Genomic DNA, 24886 nt, shown 5'->3' on the forward strand with positions numbered 1-24886 from the left:
TGAATGTGCGCGCTTTTGCTCCGTGCATAAACGTGGATTCAATGAACTGCGCGGTCGACCTGCCTCGTGGGCTTTTAGTTGACTCCGTCAACTTAACGGTTGCGCGTCCGTCATTACGCTGTCGGATCGATAAAGCCTTTGAGCATCGCTAGCGTGTCCGCATCGTCGACTTGCTTATCCGAGCGCCAGCGCAGCATGCGCGGAAATCTCACGGCCACGCCCGATTTGTGGCGCGTGCTCGCCTGGATGCCTTCGAAGCCGATTTCGAAGACGAGCGTCGGCGTCACGCTGCGCACCGGTCCAAATTTTTCGACGGTAGTTTTGCGCACGATCGCGTCGACCTCGCGCATTTCGTCGTCGGTCAGGCCCGAGTACGCTTTGGCAAACGGAACTAACGTACGTATGCCATTCGCTTCGTCCCACACTGCGAAGGTGAAATCCGTATACAGGCTCGCGCGGCGACCGTGTCCGCGTTGCGCATAGACGAGCACGGCATCGATCGCATAAGGATCGATTTTCCATTTCCACCATGTGCCCGCCGCCTTCGTGCGCCCCACGCCGTAAAGCGACTGTCGCTCCTTGAGCATCAAACCTTCAACGCCGCGCGCGCGGCTCTGTTCGCGCAACCCGGCCAGTGCGGACCAGCTGTCGGCATCGACAAGCGGCGAGACGCGCAGCAGATCGCGCGCGAGCGTGTCCGCAAGCGAATCGGCCAATGCATCGAGCCTCGCGCGCCGTTCGGCGAGCGGCGTCATGCGCAGGTCGGCGCCGTGCGCTTCGAGCAGATCGTAGGCGAGAAACGCGGCGGGCGAATCGGCGAGCACCTTCTTTGTCAGCGATTTGCGTGTGATGCGCGGCTGCAAGCGCGCGAACGGCAGCGGCGCTTGCGCGCCGGGTTGCCACGCGAGTATTTCGCCGTCGATCACGTGGCCGTCCGGCAGCGCGTCGCCGAGCGCGACCACTTCGGGAAAGCGCTCGGTGATCAGATCCTCGCCGCGCGACCAGATCCACACGCGGCCGTCGCGTTTGACGATCTGGGCGCGTATGCCGTCCCACTTCCATTCGACGAGCCAGTGCGCGGGGTTGCCGAGCGTTTCGGGGGCGGCCTGTAATGGGTGAGCGAGAAAGAACGGGTACGGCAGCGCGCGTTCGGCTTCGAGCGCGGTTTCGGGTGTCGCTGCGCCGGCGCTGTCCTGCGGGTCCTCGCTCTGCTCGCCGTGCGGCGAAGGCGATGCGGCTGGTGCGATCAGGCGCAGGTAGCGCGCCGCGTCGGGCGGCTGCCGCGCGTCGGTCCAGCCGACCATTCGTTGCGCGATCAACTTGTGGTCGACGCCGGCTACGTCGGCGAGCGCGCGCACGACGAGCTGCCGCGCGACGCCGACGCGAAATCCGCCGCCGATCAGCTTCGTCAGCAGGAAGCGGCCGCTCCAGTCGAGCTCGTCCCAATACTCGACGAGCCGGATGCGCAACGTGTCGGGCGATGTGCCGCGCAGTGTCAGCACGCGTTCCTCGACCCATTGCGTGAGCCCGAGCTCCGATGCGCGAGCGGCGGGCGGCAGCACATGCGCAATGGTTTCGGCGAGATCGCCGACGGCCTGATACGACTCGTCGAAGAGCCATGCGGGCAAACCCGCGCGTTCTCGTGCAATGTCGGTCAGAAGCCGCGTCGGCACCGTCTGCCGCGACTTGCCGCCGGCGAGGAAATACGACGCCCATGCGGCGTCTTCCGGCGGCGCTGCCGAAAAATAGGTTGTGAGCGCATCGAGTTTGTCGCGAGTCGATGTCGTCGCGTCGAGCGCCGCATAGAGCGCGGCAAAACGCTTCATCGCGTGGCTGCCTCCGGGTCGTCGATTGCGGCCGCCTGCAGATTTTTTGCGTTTGCCGGCACGGTGGCCATAGCGGGACCGGCGTCGTCGTTTGCGCCTTGCACGTCGGCTTCGACGTTATCGCCGCCGTATTCGGTCGCGAATGCGCCGGCATCGAGGCCTTGCTCGCGCAGCCACCGGACCATCGGTTCGACCTGGCCATGCGTGACGATTACGCGCGTCGCGCCGGTTGCGGCGATCGCGGTCTGCAGCGAGGGCCAGTCGGCGTGGTCCGACAGTACGAAGCCGCGGTCGACACCGCGCCGCCGCCGCGTGCCGCGCAGACGCATCCAGCCCGATGCGAACGCGTCGCTATAGTCGCCGAAGCGGCGCAGCCATGCGCTGCCTTGCGCCGACGGTGGCGCGACGATCAACGCTTCGCTGAAGACGGCCTTGTCCCTGGCCGGAATCTCCGCGGCGCTGCGCGTGCCGGGCAGTGTGACGCCGGCTTCCCGGTACGCGCGGTTCAGCGGCTCGACCGCGCCGTGACAGAAGATCGGGCCGATCGCCGCGTCGACGCTCGCGAGAATGCGCTGCGCCTTGCCGAAGCTATAGCAGAACACGATCGACGCGCGCCGTTGCGCGGCGTTGTGCCGCCACCATGCGTCGATGCCCGCGAAGACGGCCTCTGGCGGATCCCAGCGGTAGATCGGCAAGCCGAACGTCGATTCGGTGATGAACGTATTGCAGCGCACGGGTTCGAACGGCGTGCAGGTAGGGTCGGGGTCGAGCTTGTAGTCGCCCGATGCGACCCACACCTCGCCGCGCGCTTCGATGCGTACTTGCGCGGAGCCGAGCACGTGGCCGGCGGGATGCAACGATACGTCGACGCCGTTAATCGTAATGTGCTCGCCGTACTCGAGCGTCTGCAGGCTAATACCCGGCAGACGCGACTGCAATACACCGGCGCCGGCCGCCGTGGCGAGGTATCGGCGATGACCGAAGCGTGCATGATCGGAATGCGCATGGGTGATGACCGCACGCTCGACCGGTTGCCATGGATCGATGTAGAAGTCGCCCACGGCGCAGTAGAGGCCTTCGGGGCGTGCGACGATCAGGTCATCCGGTTTCGCCAATCGTCCTCTCCGTGGTGCGTGATCTGCCGCGCGCGTGGAATGCGTGGACGCTTGAGTGTACCGCGGCGAATTGTCCGGGCGTCAATTTTTGACAGTGCTGACGAAGTCTTCTGTCTGGTTCGCGGCAATGCACAGACGTCAAGCGGCGCGTCCACCCCGACGGCGACGCGCCACCTGTCGCACGGTTATACCGTGCTAACGCACGCTATTGGCCATTGCGCATGGTATCGCCCGTCGTGCCCGGCCGCTGCACGCCGTTGCCCGGGGCCATGCCGCCGTTCGCCGGCGCGGGCGTTGCACCGGTGCCCGTGCCTACGCCGCCGCCGGTGCCCGTCGTGCCCGGGGTGCCGTAGCCGCCGTCTGGCGACGTGCCCCGGCTCATGCCGCGGTTCGGCACAGTGCCCGGTGTGGCAACGCCGCCTGCACCGCCGGTCGTGCCGCCGCCTGCGCCGACCCCGGCGCCGTTACCTGCCGATCCGCCGCCTGACGAGCCGCCCCCCGCGCCGCCGCCCGCACCTCCCTGAGCAAAGGCGCCGCCGCAAAGTGCCATTACGAGTACTGATGCAAGAAGCTTTTTCATAGTGCTGTTCATCGTCGGTCCTCCGAGAGGGGTTCATGGATACGAGCGGATGCCGCTCGTCTCGTCTCTGTCATGCAAGCGGTGTGCCGCGTGGGTGAGCAATGCCGGGATGCAATGCCGCACCCGGCGGGAACGGGCGTTGCGCCCGCTGCACTGCGCTGCCACGCATTGGCAATGGAGGAATCGCCATGAAGCAATCGATCGATATGCAACAGCGTCTGACCGAACTCGAACATGCGCTATCGCGCCGCTTCGCTTCACCGTCGACGTCGGTTACGCATCTGGCCGATTCGGCTGGACGGATGACGATCCAGGTGTCATGGGTCGAGTCGGCGGCGGACATGAACATTCTCGATGCGGGCTGCGCGCTTAGCGTCGTGCTCGGGTCGCGCACGATGAACCGCTACGCGTCGATGAGCACGGCGGACCGCGTGCGTGTGCGGGAGCGCCTGTGCAGCATCGCGCGTGAAAAGGCACGCGATGCACGACGCACGGCGCCGGCTGCCGCGTGCAATGCGACGCTCGATGTCAGCGAGCCGATGCTCGACGAAGCGGCGCGGGCCTAGTCGGCCATCGCAAGGGCGGCGGCGTCGAGATCGCGCGGCATGCGCGGCGTGTCGTCGGCGCCGCGAGGTGCCGGGCTTTTCGGGAACAGCAGTTGCAGTGCAGCAGATGGATGCGCGATCGACAGGCCTCGTGGCCCTGGTGCGCACAGGAACGCGACATGCGTCCCGACGATGAGAAAAGGAGCATCGAATGTCAAGCAAACCTCGTAACGCTCAAGCCGGTTCCTCGCCGGCAGATCCCAAAACGCAGGCGCTCGAAGCGTCGCGCGCACGTCCTGAAAACGAGGCACTGCGCACGAATCAGGGCGTAAAAATCGCAGATAACCAGAACACATTACGCGCGGGCGCGCGCGGTCCCTCGTTGCTCGAAGATTTCATCATGCGTGAAAAAATCACGCACTTCGACCACGAGCGCATTCCGGAGCGCATCGTCCATGCGCGCGGTTCCGCGGCGCATGGCGTGTTTCAGGTCTACGAGCCGATGACCGAATTCACGAAGGCGGCTTTTCTGCAGGACCCGGCGGTGCAGACACCCGTGTATGTGCGCTTTTCGACGGTACAGGGACCGCGCGGGTCGGCCGATACGGTGCGCGATGTGCGCGGCTTCGCGGTGAAGTTCTACACGAGCGAAGGCAACTACGATCTGGTCGGCAACAATATGCCGGTGTTCTTTATTCAGGACGCGATCAAGTTTCCCGATTTCGTGCATGCAGTGAAGCCCGAGGCGCCGAATGAAATGCCGACCGGCGCCTCAGCGCACGATACGTTCTGGGATTTCGTCTCGCTCGTCCCCGAATCGACGCACATGGTGCTATGGACGATGTCGGACCGCGCGATTCCGCGTAGCCTGCGCACGATGGAAGGTTTCGGCGTTCACACGTTCCGCTTCGTCAATGCCGAGGGCAGGTCGCGCTTCGTGAAGTTCCACTGGCGTCCGGTGCTCGGGTCGTATTCGCTGCTGTGGGACGAGGCGCAGAAGATCGCCGGCAAGGACCCGGACTTCCACCGGCGCGACCTCTGGGAAGCCATCGAACGTGGCGATTTCCCCGAATTCGAACTCGGCGTGCAACTGATCGAAGAGAAAGACGAGCACACGCTCGGTTTCGATCTGCTCGATCCGACCAAGCTGATTCCCGAGGAAATCGTGCCGGTCAGGATCGTCGGCAAGATGACGTTGAATCGCAATCCGGACAATTTCTTCGCCGAGACCGAGCAGGTCGCATTTCACCCCGGGCATGTCGTGCCGGGTATCGACTTCTCGAACGATCCGCTATTGCAAGGGCGCTTGTTCTCGTACACCGATACGCAGATCAGCCGGCTCGGCGGCGCGAACTTCCACGAGCTTCCGATCAACCGGCCGCTGTCCCCGAACGTGAACAATCAGCGCGACGGCATGCACCGGCAGACAATCAATGTCGGCCAGGCATCGTACGAGCCGAATTCATTGAACGACGCGTGGCCGAAGGAAACCGATCCCGCGCCGCGCAATGGTGGCTTCGAGAGTTATCCGGAGACCGTGGACGGGACGAAGGTTCGCGTACGTAGCGAGTCGTTTGCCGATCATTTTTCGCAAGCGGCGTTGTTTTATCAAAGCATGAGCGACGTCGAAAAGGAGCATATCGCTGCCGCTTATCAATTCGAACTCGGCAAGGTGACGAGGCCTGAGATTCGCTCGCGTGTCGTCAATGAAATCCTCGCTAATTGCGATCTCGATCTTGCGAAAAAGGTAGCCGAGGGGCTCGGGCTTCCTGCGCCTAAAAACGGCGCTAAAGCGGTGGGCCAGCAGCGGCCGTCGCCGGCGTTGAGCCTGCTCAATCGCGCGAGGCCCGGTATCAGGACGCGCAAGATCGCCCTGCTCGCGGCCCCGGGCGTCGACGAGGCCTCGCTTCAGACCCTGCGTAAGAAACTCGAAGACGAAGGCGCCGCGCCGCTGCTGATCGCACCCACGCTTGCACCGGTTGCCGGCGCCAGTCCCGATGCGACGATCGCGGGAATGCCGTCGATCATGTTCGACGCGGTGATCGTATGCGGCGGCGAGGCCAGTGCGAAGACGCTCGCGCAATCGGGCGATGCGCAACACTTCCTACTCGAGGCGTTCAAGCATTTGAAGGCAATCGCGGCGCTTGGCGCGGGCCGCGACGTATTGAAGGCCGCACATCTGCCCGATCAGGCGGATGGCGTCGCGACCGGCGACGACGGCGATGTCGAGGCGGTGTTGAAGACGTTTATCGAAACCGCCGGGCAACACCGCGTCTGGGCGCGGCGTGCGATGGCGGAGTCGGTACCGGCGTAAAGCAGTTCGGCCGTGAGCGCGGGGCGCGAAGGCTACGTCCCGCGCGTCACTTCAGCGGCCACGCGGCCGGCCCGGCTCGGCCACATGCGTGGCGGGCCGCTGGCCCGCTGGCGGCAGGTGGGCCGCAGTCGCTGGTCGTTCGACCGCACGCAGCCGCCAGTATCCGTCGACCGGACCGTGCCGTACTCCCGAAGATGTCCAGCGCGCGCGTCCTTGCGCGGACGCGACATTGCCGCGGCGATCCACCCGCATGCCGTACAGCGTGACGAACGGTTCGTCGCAGCCGTGTTCGCATAGCGCGAGCACGCCGTCGCTGTCGCGCACTTCCCCCGCTGCGGGCAGTTCGATGCCGCGACGCGCGTCGAGTGCCCAGCCGCGGTTCTCCGTATCGAGCCACAACACCGCGTAGTCGTGGCCCGCGGTCGGGTCGGGCGTATTGATCAGAATCGACAGCCGCATAAAGCCTCCGCATGAAATAACCCGGTGGTTCGGCGGCGACGTCCGTCCTGCTTGGCACCGTTGCGTGTATGTCGCGCCTGTGTGCTTTCAAGCGCGATTTCAAGCGCATTTTCAAATCTGAAGCGGGCAGCAAAACTTAGGTCCTCGATTTCAAGGCTAGTTCCACGACCTCGCATGTCAAGCAACGGACGTTCTAATGCGAGCGCGCAACAGTTGCTACGCGGCGCGCACCAGGCGCTCTGCGACTGCGCGCGGCAATTCCGCGCAGCGCCCCGGGAAAGGGCGGCAGGGAATTGCGTGGTACGAACTTCGGGTCGAACGTCGTTTTTTTACGCGTATCGGTACGCGTGCCTTTCGCAACGAGACCGAATCTGTCCGGTTTGCATGACCGGGCATGTCGAATGCTGGGTTCGCACGTTCTCGACGCTGTGCGTTGGTGTCCGCGCTTCGCACGTGACCATCGCCAAAAAAAAGGACCCTATGATGAGCGTGTCGCCAATCGACAAACAGAATGCAGCTGCGCAAGCCTGCGGCCAACCCGATCTCGTACGCAGGCAAATCGTCGCGGCGATCGTCGGTTCGTTCGCGCTGTCGGCATGCGGCGGCGGGGGCGGCGCAGGCGGCGATCCCGGTTCGGGTACGGCGCCGCCAAACCAGGCGATCGGCCAGATTCCGCCAGACCGCGCGAATCTGCCGCGCCCGGCGCTGCCTGCGCCCGGTTCGTCGGGCATCGACCATATCGTGCTCGTGACGATGGAGAACCGCTCGTTCGATCATCTGCTCGGCTGGGTGCCGAATGCGGAAGGTTTGCCCGCGGGCCGGCAATTCACGGACGCATTCGGCGAAGTGCATGCGCCGTTTGCATTGTCGGCCAACCCCGCCTACGGTTTTCAGGGCTGCTCGTTCGCGGACCCCGATCATGCGTACGATGCAGGCCGGGTCCACCTTGCAAACGGCGCAATGAACGGCTTCCTGCTCACGCCCGATACGAACCAGACGCGCGGCGATCTGCTGCCGATCGGCTTCTTCCAGCAGGCGGACCTCGATTTCTATCGGAACGCGGTGCCGCTCTATACGGTTTGCGACTACTGCATGAGCGGCATTCTCGCGGACACGTTTCCGAATCGCGTGTATCTGCATAGCGGCGAAACGGACCGCCTCAGCGATACGCTCGATACGTCGCAGCTGCCGACGATCTGGGACCGGCTCGACGCGAAGGGCATCACATCGGCCTACTATTTCCACGACGTGCCGTTCACCGCGCTATACGGCGCGCGTTATGTGGGCCGCTCGAAGCTGTTCAGCGATTTTCTGTCCGATGCGGCCGCCGGTTCCCTGCCGTCGTTCTGCATGGTGGACCCGAGTTTCGGCGGCGAAGCGCAGGGCATCTCGAACGACGATCACCCGCACGCGGACGTGCGCAATGGCCAGGTGCTGCTGGGGCAAATCTACGAGGCGTTGCGCTCGAGTCCGACGTGGAGTTCGACGCTCATGATCGTGGTCTACGACGAGTGGGGCGGGTTCATGGAGCACGTCCCGTCGCCGCTCAAGCCCGTATCCGCGGCGGAGCAGGCGCTCGGCAACGACGGACGCCTGGGCTTCCGCGTGCCGTGCATGCTGCTCGGTCCGCGCGTGAGCGCGAATCAGGTCGCGCGCTATCCGTTCGATCCGAGCTCGATTCATCAATTGCTCCAGTGGCGTTTCGGTCTCGACCCGCTCGGCGTGCGCGCGAGCGACCCGACTACGTTCAACCTTGCGTACGCGCTCGATCTGACCAATCCGCCGCGCACCGATGCGCCGCCAGTCGCCGTTGCTCAGGGGCCGTTCGGCGCGGCGTGTCCGCTCGTGCCCGCGGGTGGCACCGGCATCGGCTCGATCGACAATGCGCAGCAGACCGGCGCACCGGCGTCGGGTACGGCTGCATCCGGTACGCCGGCATCGGGTACGACGGCTTCGGGTACGACGGCTTCGGGCGAACTCCAGCGGAGCGTGCCGGGCGGCCGCTTTTCCGATTTGCGTGCGAAGGCAACGGCGCTCGGCTTTCCGCAATAGCGCGCGCAGCGATGAATCTTCGATGACTGGCTTGCACATAGCAGGGCCATATCTGCTATCGTCGCGGGCATGCCGCCAATCATATCGATATCCAATCTATCCAAGACCTACGCATCCGGCTTTCACGCGCTCAAAGGAATCAACCTGTCGATCGGGCGCGGGGAAATCTTCGCGTTGCTCGGGCCGAACGGTGCGGGCAAGACGACGCTGATCAGCATCGTCTGCGGGATCGTCAGGGCATCCGCCGGGTCCGTCGTCGTCGACGGGCACGATATCCAGCACGACTACCGCGCCGCGCGCGAGCTGATCGGCCTCGTGCCGCAAGAGCTCACGACCGATGCGTTCGAAACCGTGTGGGCCACCGTTTCGTTTAGCCGCGGCCTGTTCGGCAAGCCGAAGAACCCCGCATACATCGAAAAAGTGCTGCGCGACCTCTCGTTGTGGGAGAAGCGCGATAACCGCATCATGACGCTGTCGGGCGGCATGAAGCGCCGCGTGCTGATCGCGAAGGCGTTGTCGCACGAACCGCGCGTGCTGTTCCTCGACGAGCCGACCGCGGGCGTCGACGTCGAGTTGCGGCGCGACATGTGGCGCCTCGTGCGTTCGCTGACCGCAAGCGGTGTAACGGTCGTGCTGACCACGCACTACATCGAGGAAGCGGAGGAGATGGCCGATCGCATCGGCGTCATCAACGCCGGCGAAATCGTGATCGTGGAAGAGAAGCGGGAACTGATCCGCAAGCTCGGCAAGAAGCAGTTGCGATTGCATCTCGAAGCACCGCTTGGCGTCGTACCCGCGGCGCTGGCCGACTATGGGCTCGAAATCGCCAACGGCGGCGCCGAACTCGTCTATACCTACGACTCGGAGCGCGAGCGCGCCGGCATCGCCGCGCTGCTCAACGACCTGAACCATGCGGGCATCCGCTTCAAGGACCTGCAGACGTCGCAAAGCTCGCTCGAAGATATCTTCGTGAGCCTCGTGCGAGGCCAATCATCATGAACCTGCATGCGATCCGCGCGATTTACCGCTTCGAAATGGCGCGCACCGGGCGCACGCTGATGCAAAGCATCGTCGCGCCCGTCATTTCCACCTCGCTCTACTTTGTCGTGTTCGGCGCGGCGATCGGCTCGCGTATCCGCGAAGTCGAAGGCGTCAGCTACGGCTCGTTCATCGTGCCGGGGCTCATCATGCTGTCGCTGTTGTCGCAGAGCATTTCGAATGCGTCGTTCGGCATCTATTTTCCGCGCTTCACCGGTACCATTTACGAACTGCTATCGGCACCCGTGTCGTATCTCGAGATCGTGATCAGCTATGTCGGTGCGGCTGCAACGAAGTCGATCATTCTCGGGCTCATCATCCTCGCGACGGCGGGACTGTTCGTACCGCTGCAGATTCAGCATCCGCTGTGGATGGTGCTGTTTCTCGTGCTGACGTCGGTCACGTTCAGTCTGCTCGGTTTCATCATAGGCATCTGGGCCGACAACTTCGAGAAGCTGCAGATCGTGCCGCTCCTCATCATCACGCCGCTGACTTTTCTGGGCGGCAGCTTCTATTCGGTCGCGATGCTGCCGCCGGGCTGGCGCATCGTGGCGCTGTTCAACCCGATCGTGTATTTGATCAGCGGCTTCCGGTGGAGCTTTTATGGGCTTGCCGACGTGAGCGTCGCGATCAGCCTCGGCATGACGGCCCTTTTTCTTGCGGTGTTTCTCGCGGTGATCGCGTGGATCTTTAAAACGGGCTATCGCCTCAAGTCGTAGTAGGATGGACATTCGTCGCGGGCCTGCTGTGCTGGTTGCAGGCCTGTCCGCCTTCGCCATGCTCCGTCGCGAGGTGCTTCCATGGCTCTCAAACCGTCACGACCGCTGCGTCTGTTCGCGGAACATCTTCGCGAACGGCGCGTCAGTCTGACCGAGCGATGGATGAAGGCCGTGTTCAACGATGCGGATCTGTCGGAGTCGGACCGCCTTACGTACGAACAGTTGGCCGATCACGTTCCCTCCATTCTCGAAGAACTCTGCAGCGCGCTCGAGGATCAGGATCTCGACCAGGTCGAGCCGTCGATCGAAGAGGACGCGAAACTGCATGGCAGGCTGCGCTGGAAGCAGGGCTATCGCATCGACGAACTCGTGCGCGAACTCGATTTGCTGCGGCAGGTGTTGCTCGGTGCGATCTTTAACTACGCGGAACAGTATCCGGCGTTTACGCGGCGTCACGAAGAACGCGCGCGGCATTTCATCGACGAGGCGATCAGTTTCGTAACGCTCACGTCGATCCGCGAGGTCATGACCGAGCGCGACCGCAAGATCGACGAATACACGGGCCGGCTCGAACGCGCGAATCATGAACTGCTGCTCAAGCAGAAGCTCGTCGGCGAATTGTATGAGTCGCGGATGCAGCTCACGCGCAGCGTCGTGCACGATCTGCGCAACTTTCTCAATGTGTTTTCGATGGCGTTGCAGATGATTGTGCGCGCGCCGGCAAAGACCGATGCGGCGCTCGCGCTCGCTAACCGGCAGGTCGGCGATATGAAGACGCTCGTCGACGAACTCGTCGAATATTCGATCGTGCTCGGCGATACGAATCCATTCGCCACCGAGGCCATCGAGCTGCGCGCGCTGTTCGACGAACTGGTTGCCTCGTGCGGCCCCACGGTGGAAGCGAAAGGCTTGCGCCTCGTGCAACGGTTCGATCGCGAACTGGGGACGATCGTGTCGAACCGGCTCAAGCTCAAGCAGATCGCGCTCAATCTGTTGTCCAACGCGGCCAAGTACACGAAGGCCGGTGAGGTCGAACTCGATATGCACGCGTGCGGCGAGATGCAGTGGTGCTTGCGCGTGTCCGACACCGGCGTCGGGATCGGTGCGGCCGATCAGGAACGCGTCTTCAAAGAATTCGAGCGCGCAACGCACGAGGACGTGCCGGGCGTCGGGCTCGGTCTCGCGATCGTGCGCGAGCTCTGCCGCACGCTGCGCGGAGATCTGCGATTTGCGTCGCACGAAGGCGAGGGGACGACGTTCGAGATTATCTTTCCGCTGCGGCTCGATACGGGCGGTTGAACCATTTCACGCTGCAGTGCGGATGCCGTTGATACGCAAAGCGGGGAATTCAAACGAAAAAAGGCCGGGCATTTCACCCGGCCTTTCTATATTCGTTCAACCGAAGCGGTCGTGCGCTCAGCCGAACAGCTTGACTGCCTGCAGCAGCGTGTTGGTCACGCCCCATGCGAGCGGGATCAGCACATACAGCCAGAAGATAATGAGCAGGCCCTTGCTGGACGGATGCTCCTGAGTCGTGGTGTTCATAAGGTCCTCTTTATTTCCCGGCGGCCAGTTGGGCTTCGGTCATATGGTGCCTGTCGTCGACGCGCTTCACGAGCAGGTTGCAGATGAAGCCGACCACGAGCAGCACCGCCATCAGGTGCACGGTCAGCGTGTACGCATCGGCTTTCGCAACGCCGTGCGCGACTTCATACGCACGGATGTAGTTCACGAGCACCGGGCCCGCCACGCCTGCCGCGGCCCATGCGGTCAGCAGACGGCCGTGGATGCCGCCGACGAAAGCGGTGCCGAACATGTCGGCGAGATACGCCGGCACCGTCGAGAAGCCGCCGCCGTACATCGACAGGATCACGCAGTACGCCAGCACGAAGAGCGCGATATTGCCCGAATCCGCGAAACTCGGCACGAAGTAGTACAGCACCGCGCCGAGCACGAAGAAGATGAAGTACGTGTTCTTGCGGCCGACCCAGTCCGACGCCGACGCCCAGATGAAGCGGCCGCCCATGTTGAACAGCGACAGCAGGCCGACGAAGCCGGCTGCGGCCGCGGCCGTCACCGTGCTCTTGAAGCTCTCCTGAATCATCACCGACGCCTGGCCGAGAATGCCGATGCCGGCCGTCACGTTCAGGAACAGCACGAGCCAGATCAGGTAGAACTGCGGCGTCTTGAGCGCCTGGTCGATGTGCACGTGGTTGCGCGTGATCATCTTCGTCGTCGTGGTCGCGGGCGGCGTCCAGCCGGCCGGCTTCCAGTCCGCCGGCGGCACGCGGATCGCGAGCGAGCCGATCGTCATCGAGATGAAGTACGCGATGCCGAGCACGACGAACGTTTCGGCGACGCCGATGCTCGTGGCGCTCTTGAAGTGGTTCATCAGCGCCACTGACAACGGCGCGGCAATCATCGCGCCGCCGCCGAAGCCCATGATCGCCATGCCGGTCGCCATGCCGCGGCGGTCCGGGAACCAGCGGATCAGCGTCGATACCGGCGAGACGTAGCCGAGACCGAGGCCGATGCCGCCGATCACGCCGTAACCGAGATACAGCAACCAGATCTGGTGCGTCCACACGCCGACTGCGGAAACGAGGAAGCCGCCGCCGAAGCAGCATGCCGCGGTAAACATCGTGCGGCGCGGGCCGACGTGCTCGAGCCACTTGCCGGCGAACGCGGCCGACAGGCCGAGAAACACGATCGCGAGCGAGAAAATCCAGCCCAGCGTGGTCAGCGTCCAGTCGTCCGGTGCGGACTGCGTAATGCCGATCACCTTCGTCAGCGGTCCGTTGAACACGGAGAAGGCGTAGGCCTGGCCGATACACAGGTGCACGGCGAAGTCGGAGGCCAAGCGGTCTTAGGAAGACAAAACATTCTACCAACTCCTTGGCTCACAGAACGACATGGCTACGATCCGACTTTTGTAATACTGCTCATGTGGTCGGTCTCCGATGGGGTGCGTCTTGCTCGTTATCGGTCGTCGGCTGTTTAACTTGAGGGTTTTCGACGCGACGGCCTGTTATCGGACCAAAAAGCGGACCCAAAAATCGCATGAATAGCATATGCAGTTTGACTGCATATGACGGCGCGTCGCACAAACGCCGTCGTGCCGATTTGCGAGACGATATTGCGTGCGCTCGCGGTTGGCAATATGAGGTCGGCAAACATATAACTGATGCGCACCGGTCATGACGCACTGCGAAATCCTAAGGCTGCGTGAGACGATAGCCGGGGTTCCATCGGCGCGTGCCAAGCGGGTGGTGCCCTTTTTTCGCGGTGCAGCGAAACGCTGAATGTAGCGCACATGATCCATGCATTTCGTCAATCTGGCGTGCGCGGCGGGCGCTGGCGTGTTAGGTTTTTCACCGAGTTCAAAAAGCAACAATGCTTGATATACTACATACAAAGTTATTGACGTATGCCGCAGCGCAGCATATGATTGAGTCATTCTGAACACTCAATCGTATGGAGCTTGAAATGGATTTCGTATCTCTGGCGCTGCTTGCCGTTGGTTTCGTGGGTCTCGGTGCTGCCGCGACCGTTTTGCTGACTAATATGGTTCCGCTGCATGTTGCATCGCTCGCCGCGAAGCACGGTCGGTACGCTGGCCTCGCGGGCGCTCACGGCGACGCGATCGTGCAGGCGCCGGTCCGTGCATCCGTTAAGAAAGAGGCGATGAATGTCGTCGGAACTTCAAACTGAAAACGTAGTGTCCTCGCCGCTGACGCTGGCGCTGCAACCTATCAATGCAAGCGCCAGCTTGCGCGACCAGGCCTACGCGATGCTGCGCCAGGCGATTGCCGACGCGGACATCTATCAGTCGAAGGACGAAATACGGCTCGACGAGCGTTTGCTTAGCGAAACGCTCGGCGTGAGCCGCACGCCGGTGCGCGAGGCGATGACGCTGCTCGAGCAGGAAGGCTTTCTGCGCATGGTGCCGCGGCGCGGTATCTATATCGTGCGCAAGAGCAAGCGCGAAATCGTCGAGATGATCCAGATGTGGGCGGCGCTCGAGAGCATGGCCGCGCGCCTCGCCACGTTGCATGCCACCGACGAGGAAATCGCGCGGCTGCGCCATATGTTCGACAGCTTCCGCGATACGACGCCGGCCGAGCATATCGCCGAGTACTCGGACGCGAATATCGCGTTTCATCAGGCGATCGTCGAGTTGTCGAAGTCGCAGATGATTCTGGAGACGATCAAGAATGTCTTTATTCATGTGCGCGCGATTCGCCGGCTGACGATCTCGCAGAGCGACCGCGCGTCGCGCTCGATCGTCGATCATCTGCGCATTATCGAGGCGCTCGAACAGCGCGATACCGAACTTGCCGAGCGGCTCGTGCGGCAGCATTCGCTCGATCTTGCGGACTTCGTCGAGGCGAATTGCGATTTTCTTGATTGAGCGAGCGCTCGTCGCGATTGATCGTCGCGATAGTGCGTCGCGCTGCTGCGTGGAAGGAAGAAGCAAAGCCAGCGGGTGGATCGCCCGCTGGCTTTTTTGCATCTGCGAACCCGCTTGTTTCGTTATATTCGTGAAGGCGCATCTATTCGTGCGCCCGTATTGTTCACCTGCTCGCTTGCGCTTGCCGGTCAATGCCCACGCAGCGCTTGCACCATCGTTTCACCGAGCGCCGCCGGCGATTGCGCGACATGAATCCCGGCTGAGTGCATCGCGTCGATCTTCGCGCCGGCCGTTCCCTTGCCGCCCGAGATGATCGCGCCCGCGTGACCCATGCGGCGGCCCGGCGGCGCACTGGTGCCGGCGATAAAGCCGACCACCGGCTTTTTCGTGCGTGCCTCCTTGAGAAACTGCGCGGCGTCTTCTTCGGCGGAGCCGCCGATTTCACCGATCATGATGATGCCGTGCGTGTCGTCGTCGGCGAGAAACATCTCGAGGCAGTCGATGAAATTCGTCCCGTTCACCGGATCGCCGCCGATGCCGATGCAGGTGGTTTGTCCGAGGCCCGCGGCCGTGGTTTGCGCCACCGCTTCATAGGTCAGCGTGCCCGAGCGCGATACGACGCCAATCTTCCCCGCCCGATGAATATGGCCGGGCATGATGCCGATCTTGCACTGCCCCGGCGTGATCACGCCGGGGCAGTTGGGCCCGATCAGGCGCGTGTCCGAACCGGCGAGCGCGCGCTTGACGCGCACCATGTCGACGACGGGAACGCCTTCGGTGATGCAGACGACGAGCGGCACGTGCGCATCGACGGCTTCGAGAATCGCATCGGCGGCGACGGGCGGCGGTACATAAATAACCGATGCGCTCGCACCCGTCGCATCGACGGCATCGGCGACGGTATCGAACACCGGCAGTCCGAGATGCATCGAGCCGCCTTTGCCCGGCGTCACGCCGCCGACCATCTGCGTACCGTACGCGAGTGCCTGTTCGGAATGGAAACTGCCTTGCGACCCGGTGAAGCCCTGGCAGATCACTTTGGTATTGCGGTCGATCAGAACGGCCATGTCAGTGTGCTCCCGAGTGTTGGACCGCGACGGTTTGCTTCGGCGCCTGCGGTTGTGCGTTGTGGTTCGCTTTCTGGCGAATCGAGGAGACGACCTTGTCGGCCGCATCGGCAAGATGGTCGGCGGACAAGATCGGCAAACCGGAGTCGCGCAGAATCTGCTTGCCGAGTTCGACGTTCGTGCCTTCGAGGCGTACCACGAGCGGCACGCGCAGATCGACCTCGCGCGCCGCGCTGACGACGCCTTCAGCGATTACGTCGCAGCGCATGATGCCGCCGAAGATATTAACGAGGATCGCTTCGACTTTCGGATCGCGCAGAATCAGCCGGAATGCGGTCGCCACCCGTTCCTTCGTCGCGCCGCCGCCGACGTCGAGAAAGTTCGCGGGCTCGCCGCCGTAGAGCTTGATGATGTCCATCGTCGCCATCGCGAGGCCGGCGCCGTTGACCATGCAACCAATGTTGCCGTCGAGCGTCACGTAGTTGAGCCCGTGTTTTGCGGCTTCGAGTTCGGCCGGATCTTCTTCGGCCTCGTCGCGCAGCGCTTCGATCGACGGATGCCGGAACAGCGCGTTGTCGTCGAAGTTGATCTTCGCATCGAGCGCTACGACGTCGCCCGACGCGGTCACGACGAGCGGATTGATCTCGACGATCGACGCATCGAGTTCGACGAACGCGCGGTACGCGTTCAGGATGAACTGCGTTGCCGATTTGACCTGACTGCCGGCGAGGCCGAGGCCGAACGCGATTTTTCGTGCGTGGAACGGCTGCAGGCCGGTGGCCGGATCGACCGCAACCTTCAGGATCTTCTCGGGCGTGCGCGCTGCGACCTCCTCGATTTCCATGCCGCCTTCGGTCGATGCCATTAATGTGATGCGCGATGTCGCGCGATCGATGAGCATGCCGAGATACAGCTCGCGCTCGATCGCGCAGCCTTCCTCGATGTAGACGCGCTTCACCTCCCGGCCGGCCGGACCCGTCTGCTTTGTCACGAGCACGGACGACAGCATCTGCGCCGCATTCCGCGCGACGTCGTCGACTGTCCTGACCACGCGCACGCCGCCCGCGCCATTCGGATCGTTCGCAAAGCGGCCCGCACCGCGGCCGCCCGCATGAATTTGCGATTTGACGACCCACACCGCGCCGCCGAGTTCGCGTGCCGCCGCGGCCGCTTCCTCCGGCGTGAACGCGACGCGGCCGTTCGGCACGGCGACGCCGTAACCTTTCAGCAGTTCCTTCGCCTGATATTCGTGAATGTTCACAGACTCCTCCTCACTGGATGTATTCGGGATCGGGGCAGTGGGGAAAGACTTCTCTTGACGGGCTGTGAAATATAGTATGTGATATATCAGAACGGTTCAAGGGATCAAGGCGGTCGGTATTTTCCCTCGGTTGCGCGTCGCGCGCGCTGAAAAACCGAGCCCAAAACCTTGCCAGTAAAGGACTTGACGCGATTCGAGCTTGCGCGCCGCAGCATCAAAATACGCTTGATGCATTGTGATATATCACATACCGTATTGAACGGGGCATGCGAGATGCGCGTCGTGGGACGAGGCCTGGCAAGACCGGCAACGTCCTCGGTAACCGCCAGATAACGCATAGGAGACAACTTATGTCCGCTAGAGTTTTATCCCCCAATACCGGCATCGGAGGCCGGGATCGCGCATTGCCCGTTACATCCGACCATGAACAGGTGAAGCAAGGGAAGGAGACAAATCATGGCTAAGGCACTCGACGGTGTGCGCATTCTCGATTTCACGCATGTGCAATCCGGACCGACCTGCACGCAGCTGCTCGCATGGTTCGGCGCCGATGTGATCAAGGTGGAGAGGGCCGGTACCGGCGACGTGACGCGCGAGCAGCTGCGCGACATCCCGGACGCGGACAGCCTTTACTTCACGATGCTCAATCACAACAAGCGGTCGGTAACGATCGACACGAAGAACCCGGAAGGCAAGAAGGTTCTCGAAACGCTGATCAAGACCTGCGACGTGCTTGTCGAAAATTTCGCTCCGGGCGCGCTCGATCGCATGGGCTTCACGTGGGAGCGCATCCAGGAACTCAATCCGCAGATGATCGTCGCGTCGGTGAAGGGTTTTGGTCCCGGGCCGTACGAGGACTGCAAGGTCTACGAGAACGTCGCGCAATGCGCGGGCGGCGCGGCATCGACGACCGGGTTCGACGATGGTCCGCCGGTCGTGACCGGTGCGCAGATCGGCGATAGCGGCACCGGCCTGCATCTCGCGCTTGGCATCGTGACTGCGCTGTTCCAGCGGACAAAGACGAATCGCGGCCAGAAGGTGCTCGCCGCGATGCAGGACGGCGTGCTGAACCTGTGCCGCGTGAAGCTGCGCGACCAGCAGCGTCTCGAGCGCACCGGCGTCATGAAGGAGTACCCACAGTATCCGAACGGCACCTTCGGCGAGGCCGTGCCGCGTGCCGGCAATGCGTCCGGCGGCGGCCAGCCGGGGTGGATCCTCAAGTGCAAGGGCTGGGAAGCGGACCCGAACGCTTATATCTACTTCATCACGCAGGCGCCTGTGTGGGCGAAGATCTGCAACGTGATCGGCAAGGAAGAGTGGGCGACCGATCCCGACTATGCGACGCCGAACGCGCGTCTGCCGCGCCTCAAGGAAATCTTCGCCGAGATCGAACGCTGGACGATGACGAAGACGAAGTTCGAGGCGATGGACATCCTCAACAAGTACGACATTCCGTGTGGTCCGATTCTGTCGATGAAGGAGATCGCCGAAGACGAATCGCTGCGCAAGACAGGCACGATCGTCGAAGTCGACCATCCGGTGCGCGGCAAGTATCTGACCGTTGGCAATCCTATCAAGCTGTCGGATAGCCCCACGGATGTCACGCGCTCGCCGTTGCTGGGCGAGCACACCGACGAAGTAATGGCCGAGCTCGGCTATTCGGCGCAACAGATCGCGGCGTTGCGTACCGCGGGCGCGATCTGAACCGCGACGGTTTGATTGCACGAAGTTCGATAGCGGAAAACCGACAGGCGCGCGTGTTCACGTGTCGCCTGTCGGCGCTTCAGTTGGTGTTTCAACCGGCAGTTGGCAGGCCGGGTGGCTTCATAACCAGAATCGGAGACATGGCGATATGGCACACGAAGACTCCCTCTCGCTGCGGGAACGCGGCGGCGCTCAATCGTCCGATAACGCGGCTGCGCCGAACAAGGCCGTCGTCCAGCACATCCTCGATAACGTAATAGCGGAAGGCCGAACTTCGCTGACGGCGCCGGAAGGCAAACTTGTATGTGACGCGTACGGCATTGCCGTGCCGAAAGAAGGGTTGGCGACCGATGCGCGCGAGGCCGCGCAGATCGCGGCGCAAATGGGTTTCCCGGTGGTGCTGAAGATCGTGTCCCCCGAAATCCTGCACAAGACGGAAGCGGGCGGCGTACTGGTCGGCCTCAAGAGCGAAGCCGAAGTCGAGCGCGGCTTCGCGACGATCATGGACAACGCGAAGCGCTATAACGCGAGCGCGAACCTGCACGGCGTGCAAGTGCAGCAGATGGTAGGCGGCGGGCAGGAAGTGATTGTCGGCGCGGTAAGCGACCCGTCGTTCGGCAAGCTCGTTGCGTTTGGCCTCGGCGGCGTGCTCGTCGAAGTCCTTAAGGACATCACGTTTCGTCTCGCTCCCGCGACGCGCGACGACGCGCGCTCGATGCTCGACAGCATCGCCGCGGCGGAGATTCTGAAGGGCGTGCGCGGCGGCGACGCGGTCGACCGCGAAGCGCTTGCGGCGCTGATCGAAAACGTCTCGCGCCTGGTTTCCGACTTTCCGCAGATCTCCGAGCTCGACCTTAATCCGGTTTTCGCGAGCAAGGACGGCGCGATTGCGGCGGACGTGCGCATCGTGCTGGACCTCGCGCCGCCGGCGCCGCGTTACCGGCCGAGCCAGCAGGACATCGTGCGGCAGATGAACCGCATCATGCGGCCCGACCGCATTGCGGTGATCGGAGCGTCGGCCGAAGACGGCAAGATCGGCAACTCCGTGATGAAGAACCTCATCAACGGCGGTTATCAGGGCGAGATTCTGCCGATTCATCCGAAGTCCGAAGAGATTCTCGGCCGCAAGGCGTACCGGAGCGTGCTCGACGTACCGGGTGATATCGACGTCGCGGTGTTTGCGATCCCGGCGAAATTCGTTGCGGCCGCGCTGACCGAAGTGGGCAAAAAGAAGATTCCGGGCGCGGTGCTGATCCCGTCCGGCTTCGCCGAAACGGGCAATGTGGAAGGTCAGGAAGAGATCGTGCGCATCGCGCGCGAGTACGACATCCGCCTGATGGGCCCGAACATCTACGGCTTCTACTACACGCCGAAGAACCTGTGCGCGACCTTCTGCACGCCGTACGACGTGCAGGGCAAGGCTGCCCTTTCGTCGCAATCGGGCGGCATCGGCATGGCGATCATCGGGTTCTCGCGCTCCGCGAAAATGGGTGTGTCCGCGATCGTCGGTCTCGGCAACAAATCGGATATCGACGAAGACGATCTGCTGACGTTCTTCGAGCAGGACGACCATACCGAAATCATCGCGCAGCACTGCGAGGATCTGAAAGACGGACGTGCATTCGCGGAAGCGGCGGCACGCGTGTCGAAGAAAAAGCCGGTGGTCGTATTGAAGGCGGGCCGCACGAGCCTCGGCGCACGCGCGGCGAGTTCGCACACGGGTGCGCTCGCCGGCAACGACCGCATCTACGAGGATGTGTTCAGGCAGTGCGGCGTGATCCGCGCGCGATCGCTGCGCGATCTGCTCGAGTTTGCGCGCGGCATTCCGAAGCTGCCGACGCCACAGGGCGAGAACGTCGTGATCATCACCGGCGCGGGCGGCTCGGGCGTGCTGCTGTCCGACGCTTGCGTCGACAACGGCCTTTCGTTGATGACGATGCCTGCCGATCTGGACGCGGCATTCCGCAAGTTTATTCCGCCATTCGGCGCCGCAGGCAATCCGGTCGATATCACGGGCGGCGAGCCGCCGACCACGTACGCAAACACGATACGTCTCGGTCTCGAGGATCCGCGTATTCACTCGATCATCCTCGGTTACTGGCACACGATCATCACGCCGCCGATGGTGTTCGCGAAGCTCGTGATCGAAGTGAAGGAGGAAATGAAAGCGAAGGGGATCGAAAAGCCAATCGTCGCGTCGCTCGCGGGCGACGTGCAGGTCGAGGAAGCGGCCGAATATCTGTACGAACGCGGCGTACCGGCCTATGCCTATTCGACTGAAATTCCGGTAGCGGTACTCGGTGCGAAGTACAAGTGGGCGCGCGGCGCGGGGAAGATCTGACGCGGGCCGGATCGTTGTGTGTGCAACAAGCGGCGGCGTGGCTCTCTCACAATCATCAGGAGCCGCGTCGCTTGCGCAACGGAGTAAGTATGGAAACCTGGATGCGTTTTGTGTCGAGCGACGGTCGTATTGTGTTCGGCAAGGTGGACGGCGCAGATCTGCATGAGCATCTGAGCCTCGAACATCCGGTGCCGACCGGTGCGGTACTGCCGGTGCGCGCGCTCAAACCGTTGGCGCCATGCGCGCCGCGAAAAGTGGTTGCGCTGTGGAACAATTTCCATGCACTGGCTGCGAAGCTCGAAAAGCCGGTGCCCGCGCATCCGCTGTTTCTGATCAAACCCGCTGAATCGGTGATCGGTGCCGACGAGCCGATTTTGCGGCCTGCGCACTATGCGGGGAAGATCGCCTACGAGGGCGAACTGGGCATTGTGATCGGCAAGCGCTGCCGCAATGCGAGCGTTGAAGAAGCGGGCGCCTCGATCTTCGGCTACACGATCGTCAACGACGTGACGGCTGCAGAACTGCTGAACGAGAATCCGCACTTTCCTCAATGGTGCAGAGCGAAAGGCTTCGATACTTTCTGTTGTATCGGCCCCGCGATCGCAACGGATTTCGACTGGCGCTCGGCACGTGTCGTGACGACACTCGAGGGTGTCGAACGTCAGAACTATCCGCTCTCCGATATGGTGTTCACGCCGGCGGAGCAGGTCAGCATGATTTCCCAGGATATGACGCTCGAGCCCGGCGACGTCATCGCTTGTGGCACATCGCTCGGCGTCGGCTCGATCAAGGATGGCGCATCGGTGTCGGTCACGATCGACGGGATCGGCACCTTGACGAACCGGCTCGCGGCAGCGGGCGATAGCGTGCGGCAAGCGGCGCCTGCCGCCGCCGGCGCGGTTTGACACGGCATGAACAGAAGATCGGGAAGATGGATCGTGGAGACAACATGCCGAATGGAATGGCCGATTCCGGTCAGCGAGATATCAGTGAATTGAGCGGCAGGCGGCAGTCGATGGTTGCGCTTGCAACGATCGGCTGCTGCGGTGTGGGCCTCGTGTCGCTCGCCGGTGCCTTTGCGCGATATTTTTCGTCGGCGGCGATATTGACGGCGAAAGATAGCGGCGAACGCATCGGTCTTTACATCGCCGTGTTTGCCGGCGCGTTGCTGCTGGCCGCGTCGGCAATTGCATTCTTCAGACTACGCAATGCGATGCGCGACGCAGTGCACGCGCACATCAGCGCATGCCCGGGCTGTGCCGTCGTCGATTTTGTCGCATTGTTGTTGTGCATCTGGCTCGGCTATGGCTTCGTGACTGAAGCATCGCCGGTCATCGGGCTTGCGGTTCTGCTCGCCGCGGGCGGTCTCGCAGCCGCATTGGGCGTGCATCTCGCGATGACGGTGGATGATCGCTACGGCTTGCTGCATGCGGCAGCGCATGGCCGCCGGCGGCGCACCGCGCGGTCGGCGCGCGCGCGGTGCAGTTCAGCGCGGCAGCGCGAGACGCTGTTTCGCGTCGAATGGCGTGCCGATGTCATGCAAGTGCAGGCGGCCGACGATTTCACACAGCGCTGGACGCTGACGGTTGCATCGAAGCGCCGCAGCGGCGGTATGAACATCGGCAGCCTGTCGCGCGTTCGTGTACGACGTCACTACGGGCAGCGCGTGCGCAGCCACATGCGCGTCCGCACGCACGCCCGTAGCGGGAGCCTCGCGCGATGAAGCGATGTCCGCGCGGATCCGATCGGCATGAACGGGTGCTCGCGATTGCGCACCCGTTAGCCAATGCTCGCGCGGTGCTAGCCGCATTATTCGGCGGCTGCTTCGCGGTAAAACTCGGACTTCTTCTGGAAAATCAGCTGAGCGAGAAAATCGGCGTCGTACGCCTTCAGCAGATGCGCATGGAACCGCTCGATATAGGCGGTGATACGCGCGATTTCGCTGTTGAATTCCTGCTTCAACACGTCGAGCGTTTCGCTGTCCCAGCGAAAACGCAGACCGAGGTCGCTGAAAGCGCTGTTGTACGCGCACAGGCTGGGATCTTCGGGGCTGTTCGCGGCGACGCGAGCAGCGGGCGAAGCGGTGAGCGTGGCAACCGAAGTGTGATTCATGGCGGGACTCCTGAGCTGGCGAGTGATAAGACTCGCCTCAAGCATAGAAGCCCTGATGGATTTGCAATAGTTAAAGTTTTATTTGGATTCCATATGGAATCACTTATGGGTGATCAGCCGCGTGACACGCGTGATCTCCTCTATATGGTTAGCGCCTTCTTCCATCAGGAATTGCTTGAACGCGACCGCGACGGGCGGCAGGCGTTTGTTCTTCCGGTGGACGACGTACCAGTTCAGCATTACGGGAAAACCCTCGACATCGAGCACCGTGAGATGGCCGACCTGCAATTCGAGGCTGATCGTGTGCGCGGAGAGGAACGCGATGCCCATGCCGGCGATCACGGCCTGTTTGATCGTCTCCGTGCTCTTGATCTCCATGGCGATCTTCAGGTTCGTCAGGCGTCCCGCGAAGCCTTCTTCCATCGAATTCCAGGTGTCCGAGCCGCGCTCGCGCACAACGAACGCTTGCTCGGCGAGCTGCGCCATCTTGATGTGACGTTTGCCCGCGAGCGGATGGTCCGGCGGCGCGACGATCACATACGGGTGCGGCGCGAACGCTTCGTTGATGGCGTCCATTTCGTGCGGCGGGCGCACCATCACCGCAAGGTCCGTCTGGTTCGTCGCCAGTTGATGCAGCAGTTCCTCGCGGTTGTGCACCGCAAGGTTCAACTCGACGCCCGTGTAGCGGCGCGTGAATTCGGCGAGCAACCGCGGGAAGAAATAATCGCCCGCGCTGATCACCGCGACGTTCAGCTTGCCGCCCGAGACGCCCTTAAGCTGACTCATCGCTTCGTCGACTTCGTGGAACTGCTGGATGATCGTCCGGCTGTAGTGAAGCATCTCGTTGCCGGCCGTCGTCAGATAGATCTTTTTGCCGAGCTGTTCGAAGAGCGGCAGGCCCGCGTGCTCTTCGAGCTGCCTGACCTGGGTGGAGACTGCGGGTTGCGTAAGATGAAGTTCTTCCGCTGCGCGGGAGAAGCTCAGATGCCGGGCGACAGTCTCGAACACCTTCAACTGGCGGAGTGTCGCGTTTCTCATCGTCATGGCCGATGTATAAGCTGGAATGAATCGACATGGTAACAAGATTTAATTATCCGTAATTCAGCAATGACCCTAGCATCGAGCTAAATGGCGGCGTCTGCCTGTGTACATGGGGTTTACAGCTTGCTTGATGCGCGGGTTAACGCTTAGACCGGGAATGAGGCTGTTGAAATTGAAACGGAGCTCGCACGAATGTTTGGGCCGCTGATTTTTTTGGGACTGACGGAATGAGGCCTTGCGTTTAACCGTTTGCGTATAGCAGTGAACCGGCAATTGCCGTTTTTAGACCCGGCGTAACGAT

At 62.6% G+C, this 24886-nt stretch carries 22 protein-coding genes and 1 pseudogene; 12 read left to right on the forward strand and 11 right to left on the reverse strand.

The genetic code is table 11. The features are described 5' to 3' along the window. Nucleotides 1–113: 113 nt before the first annotated feature. The 3 genes from QYH69_RS06960 to QYH69_RS06970 form a co-directional block, all read right to left on the reverse strand. Nucleotides 114–1826: an ATP-dependent DNA ligase gene (locus QYH69_RS06960; protein WP_308831163.1), complete on the reverse strand. Its 1713-nt coding sequence runs from the start codon at nt 1824–1826 to the stop codon at nt 114–116. Then, complete coding sequence (locus QYH69_RS06965) at nt 1823–2941, reverse strand: ligase-associated DNA damage response exonuclease (protein WP_308831164.1); 1119 nt, start codon at nt 2939–2941, stop codon at nt 1823–1825. The genes QYH69_RS06960 and QYH69_RS06965 overlap by 4 nt, the downstream gene beginning before the upstream one ends. Nucleotides 2942–3146: 205 nt before the next feature. Then, nucleotides 3147–3533: a hypothetical protein gene (locus QYH69_RS06970; RefSeq protein ID WP_308831165.1), complete on the reverse strand. Its 387-nt coding sequence runs from the start codon at nt 3531–3533 to the stop codon at nt 3147–3149. Between the two features lie 176 nt (nt 3534–3709). On the opposite strand from QYH69_RS06970, the gene QYH69_RS06975 reads away from it, so the two are divergent. Then, nucleotides 3710–4087 (forward strand): DUF3022 domain-containing protein, encoded by a 378-nt coding sequence (locus QYH69_RS06975; protein WP_308831166.1) that lies wholly within the window; start codon nt 3710–3712, stop codon nt 4085–4087. On the opposite strand, the gene QYH69_RS06980 is transcribed toward QYH69_RS06975, so the two are convergent. Continuing rightward, entirely contained in the window at nt 4084–4284 is a 201-nt protein-coding gene (locus QYH69_RS06980) for a hypothetical protein (RefSeq protein ID WP_308831167.1), read from the reverse strand. The two genes, QYH69_RS06975 and QYH69_RS06980, sit on opposite strands and share 4 nt — an antisense overlap. Between QYH69_RS06980 and katE the strand changes: the two genes are divergently transcribed. Continuing rightward, nucleotides 4278–6380: a catalase HPII gene (gene katE, locus QYH69_RS06985; protein WP_308831168.1), complete on the forward strand. Its 2103-nt coding sequence runs from the start codon at nt 4278–4280 to the stop codon at nt 6378–6380. The genes QYH69_RS06980 and katE overlap by 7 nt on opposite strands. A 51-nt stretch (nt 6381–6431) precedes the next feature. On the opposite strand, the gene QYH69_RS06990 is transcribed toward katE, so the two are convergent. After that, entirely contained in the window at nt 6432–6839 is a 408-nt protein-coding gene (locus QYH69_RS06990; protein ID WP_308831169.1) for a DUF3564 family protein, read from the reverse strand. Between the two features lie 483 nt (nt 6840–7322). Here QYH69_RS06990 and QYH69_RS06995 point away from each other — a divergent pair, with 483 nt between their 5' ends. The 4 genes from QYH69_RS06995 to QYH69_RS07010 all read left to right on the forward strand — a co-directional run bounded on the left by QYH69_RS06995 (nt 7323) and on the right by QYH69_RS07010 (nt 11947). Then, on the forward strand, nt 7323–8891 hold the full coding sequence (locus QYH69_RS06995; RefSeq protein ID WP_308831170.1) for an alkaline phosphatase family protein: 1569 nt from the start codon (nt 7323–7325) through the stop codon (nt 8889–8891). A 69-nt stretch (nt 8892–8960) separates the two neighbouring features. Continuing rightward, complete coding sequence (locus QYH69_RS07000) at nt 8961–9890, forward strand: ABC transporter ATP-binding protein (protein ID WP_308831171.1); 930 nt, start codon at nt 8961–8963, stop codon at nt 9888–9890. Further along, nucleotides 9887–10648 (forward strand): ABC transporter permease, encoded by a 762-nt coding sequence (locus QYH69_RS07005; RefSeq protein ID WP_308831172.1) that lies wholly within the window; start codon nt 9887–9889, stop codon nt 10646–10648. Before QYH69_RS07000 ends, QYH69_RS07005 begins: the two co-directional genes overlap by 4 nt. A gap of 81 nt (nt 10649–10729) precedes the next feature. Continuing rightward, the gene (locus tag QYH69_RS07010) at nt 10730–11947 is read left to right on the forward strand and encodes a sensor histidine kinase (protein WP_308831173.1); all 1218 of its coding nucleotides are present in this window, start codon (nt 10730–10732) and stop codon (nt 11945–11947) included. A gap of 117 nt (nt 11948–12064) precedes the next feature. Here the strand turns inward: QYH69_RS07010 and QYH69_RS07015 are convergent, their stop codons facing one another. Together QYH69_RS07015 and QYH69_RS07020 are read right to left on the reverse strand one after the other, a co-directional pair. After that, the gene (locus QYH69_RS07015) at nt 12065–12193 is read right to left on the reverse strand and encodes an oxalate:formate antiporter (RefSeq protein WP_308831174.1); all 129 of its coding nucleotides are present in this window, start codon (nt 12191–12193) and stop codon (nt 12065–12067) included. A 10-nt stretch (nt 12194–12203) separates the two neighbouring features. Then, nucleotides 12204–13493, reverse strand: a pseudogene (locus QYH69_RS07020) (OFA family MFS transporter); the annotation flags it as partial. 641 nt (nt 13494–14134) lie between these two features. Here QYH69_RS07020 and QYH69_RS07025 point away from each other — a divergent pair. Beyond that, on the forward strand, nt 14135–14359 hold the full coding sequence (locus QYH69_RS07025) for a hypothetical protein (RefSeq protein WP_075160184.1): 225 nt from the start codon (nt 14135–14137) through the stop codon (nt 14357–14359). Beyond that, nucleotides 14337–15059: a GntR family transcriptional regulator gene (locus tag QYH69_RS07030; RefSeq protein WP_308831175.1), complete on the forward strand. Its 723-nt coding sequence runs from the start codon at nt 14337–14339 to the stop codon at nt 15057–15059. Before QYH69_RS07025 ends, QYH69_RS07030 begins: the two co-directional genes overlap by 23 nt. 188 nt (nt 15060–15247) lie before the next feature. Here QYH69_RS07030 and sucD read toward each other — a convergent pair whose 3' ends face one another. Both sucD and sucC read right to left on the reverse strand, forming a co-directional pair. Further along, nucleotides 15248–16126 (reverse strand): succinate--CoA ligase subunit alpha, encoded by an 879-nt coding sequence (gene sucD, locus QYH69_RS07035; protein ID WP_308831176.1) that lies wholly within the window; start codon nt 16124–16126, stop codon nt 15248–15250. Between the two features lies 1 nt (nt 16127). Further along, nucleotides 16128–17387: an ADP-forming succinate--CoA ligase subunit beta gene (gene sucC, locus QYH69_RS07040; protein ID WP_308831177.1), complete on the reverse strand. Its 1260-nt coding sequence runs from the start codon at nt 17385–17387 to the stop codon at nt 16128–16130. Between the two features lie 456 nt (nt 17388–17843). On the opposite strand from sucC, the gene frc reads away from it, so the two are divergent. The 4 genes from frc to QYH69_RS07060 all read left to right on the forward strand — a co-directional run bounded on the left by frc (nt 17844) and on the right by QYH69_RS07060 (nt 23155). Next, on the forward strand, nt 17844–19091 hold the full coding sequence (frc, locus tag QYH69_RS07045; RefSeq protein WP_308831178.1) for a formyl-CoA transferase: 1248 nt from the start codon (nt 17844–17846) through the stop codon (nt 19089–19091). Between the two features lie 148 nt (nt 19092–19239). Then, nucleotides 19240–21432, forward strand: coding sequence for an acetate--CoA ligase family protein (locus QYH69_RS07050; protein ID WP_308831179.1), 2193 nt, complete (start codon nt 19240–19242; stop codon nt 21430–21432). A gap of 89 nt (nt 21433–21521) precedes the next feature. Then, nucleotides 21522–22337 carry a fumarylacetoacetate hydrolase family protein gene (locus QYH69_RS07055; RefSeq protein ID WP_308831180.1) on the forward strand — a complete coding sequence of 272 codons (816 nt, stop codon included), beginning with the start codon at nt 21522–21524 and terminating at the stop codon, nt 22335–22337. A 44-nt stretch (nt 22338–22381) separates the two neighbouring features. Beyond that, a complete protein-coding gene (locus tag QYH69_RS07060) occupies nt 22382–23155 on the forward strand; it encodes a hypothetical protein (RefSeq protein ID WP_308831181.1) in 774 nt (257 codons plus the stop codon). Nucleotides 23156–23241: 86 nt separating this feature from the next. Here QYH69_RS07060 and QYH69_RS07065 read toward each other — a convergent pair whose 3' ends face one another. Beyond that, complete coding sequence (locus QYH69_RS07065) at nt 23242–23544, reverse strand: hypothetical protein (protein WP_075160191.1); 303 nt, start codon at nt 23542–23544, stop codon at nt 23242–23244. A 99-nt stretch (nt 23545–23643) separates the two neighbouring features. Then, nucleotides 23644–24588 carry a LysR family transcriptional regulator gene (locus QYH69_RS07070; protein ID WP_308831182.1) on the reverse strand — a complete coding sequence of 315 codons (945 nt, stop codon included), beginning with the start codon at nt 24586–24588 and terminating at the stop codon, nt 23644–23646. Nucleotides 24589–24886 lie beyond the last annotated feature (298 nt).

This window comes from Paraburkholderia sp. SARCC-3016, assembly GCF_031119615.1.
Taxonomy (GTDB): Bacteria; Pseudomonadota; Gammaproteobacteria; order Burkholderiales; family Burkholderiaceae; genus Paraburkholderia.

Excerpts from the sequence above, each read along its gene's own strand:
- QYH69_RS06960 (WP_308831163.1), bottom strand. The coding sequence starts at position 1,826 with ATGAAGCGTTTTGCCGCGCTCTATGCGGCGCTCGACGCGACGACATCG.
- QYH69_RS06970 (WP_308831165.1), bottom strand. The coding sequence starts at position 3,533 with ATGAACAGCACTATGAAAAAGCTTCTTGCATCAGTACTCGTAATGGCA.
- QYH69_RS06975 (WP_308831166.1), top strand. The coding sequence starts at position 3,710 with ATGAAGCAATCGATCGATATGCAACAGCGTCTGACCGAACTCGAACAT.
- katE (WP_308831168.1), top strand. The coding sequence starts at position 4,278 with ATGTCAAGCAAACCTCGTAACGCTCAAGCCGGTTCCTCGCCGGCAGAT.
- QYH69_RS06990 (WP_308831169.1), bottom strand. The coding sequence starts at position 6,839 with ATGCGGCTGTCGATTCTGATCAATACGCCCGACCCGACCGCGGGCCAC.
- QYH69_RS06995 (WP_308831170.1), top strand. The coding sequence starts at position 7,323 with ATGAGCGTGTCGCCAATCGACAAACAGAATGCAGCTGCGCAAGCCTGC.
- QYH69_RS07000 (WP_308831171.1), top strand. The coding sequence starts at position 8,961 with ATGCCGCCAATCATATCGATATCCAATCTATCCAAGACCTACGCATCC.
- QYH69_RS07005 (WP_308831172.1), top strand. The coding sequence starts at position 9,887 with ATGAACCTGCATGCGATCCGCGCGATTTACCGCTTCGAAATGGCGCGC.
- QYH69_RS07010 (WP_308831173.1), top strand. The coding sequence starts at position 10,730 with ATGGCTCTCAAACCGTCACGACCGCTGCGTCTGTTCGCGGAACATCTT.
- QYH69_RS07015 (WP_308831174.1), bottom strand. The coding sequence starts at position 12,193 with ATGAACACCACGACTCAGGAGCATCCGTCCAGCAAGGGCCTGCTCATT.
- QYH69_RS07025 (WP_075160184.1), top strand. The coding sequence starts at position 14,135 with ATGGATTTCGTATCTCTGGCGCTGCTTGCCGTTGGTTTCGTGGGTCTC.
- QYH69_RS07030 (WP_308831175.1), top strand. The coding sequence starts at position 14,337 with ATGTCGTCGGAACTTCAAACTGAAAACGTAGTGTCCTCGCCGCTGACG.
- sucD (WP_308831176.1), bottom strand. The coding sequence starts at position 16,126 with ATGGCCGTTCTGATCGACCGCAATACCAAAGTGATCTGCCAGGGCTTC.
- frc (WP_308831178.1), top strand. The coding sequence starts at position 17,844 with ATGGCTAAGGCACTCGACGGTGTGCGCATTCTCGATTTCACGCATGTG.
- QYH69_RS07050 (WP_308831179.1), top strand. The coding sequence starts at position 19,240 with ATGGCACACGAAGACTCCCTCTCGCTGCGGGAACGCGGCGGCGCTCAA.
- QYH69_RS07055 (WP_308831180.1), top strand. The coding sequence starts at position 21,522 with ATGGAAACCTGGATGCGTTTTGTGTCGAGCGACGGTCGTATTGTGTTC.
- QYH69_RS07060 (WP_308831181.1), top strand. The coding sequence starts at position 22,382 with ATGCCGAATGGAATGGCCGATTCCGGTCAGCGAGATATCAGTGAATTG.
- QYH69_RS07065 (WP_075160191.1), bottom strand. The coding sequence starts at position 23,544 with ATGAATCACACTTCGGTTGCCACGCTCACCGCTTCGCCCGCTGCTCGC.
- QYH69_RS07070 (WP_308831182.1), bottom strand. The coding sequence starts at position 24,588 with ATGACGATGAGAAACGCGACACTCCGCCAGTTGAAGGTGTTCGAGACT.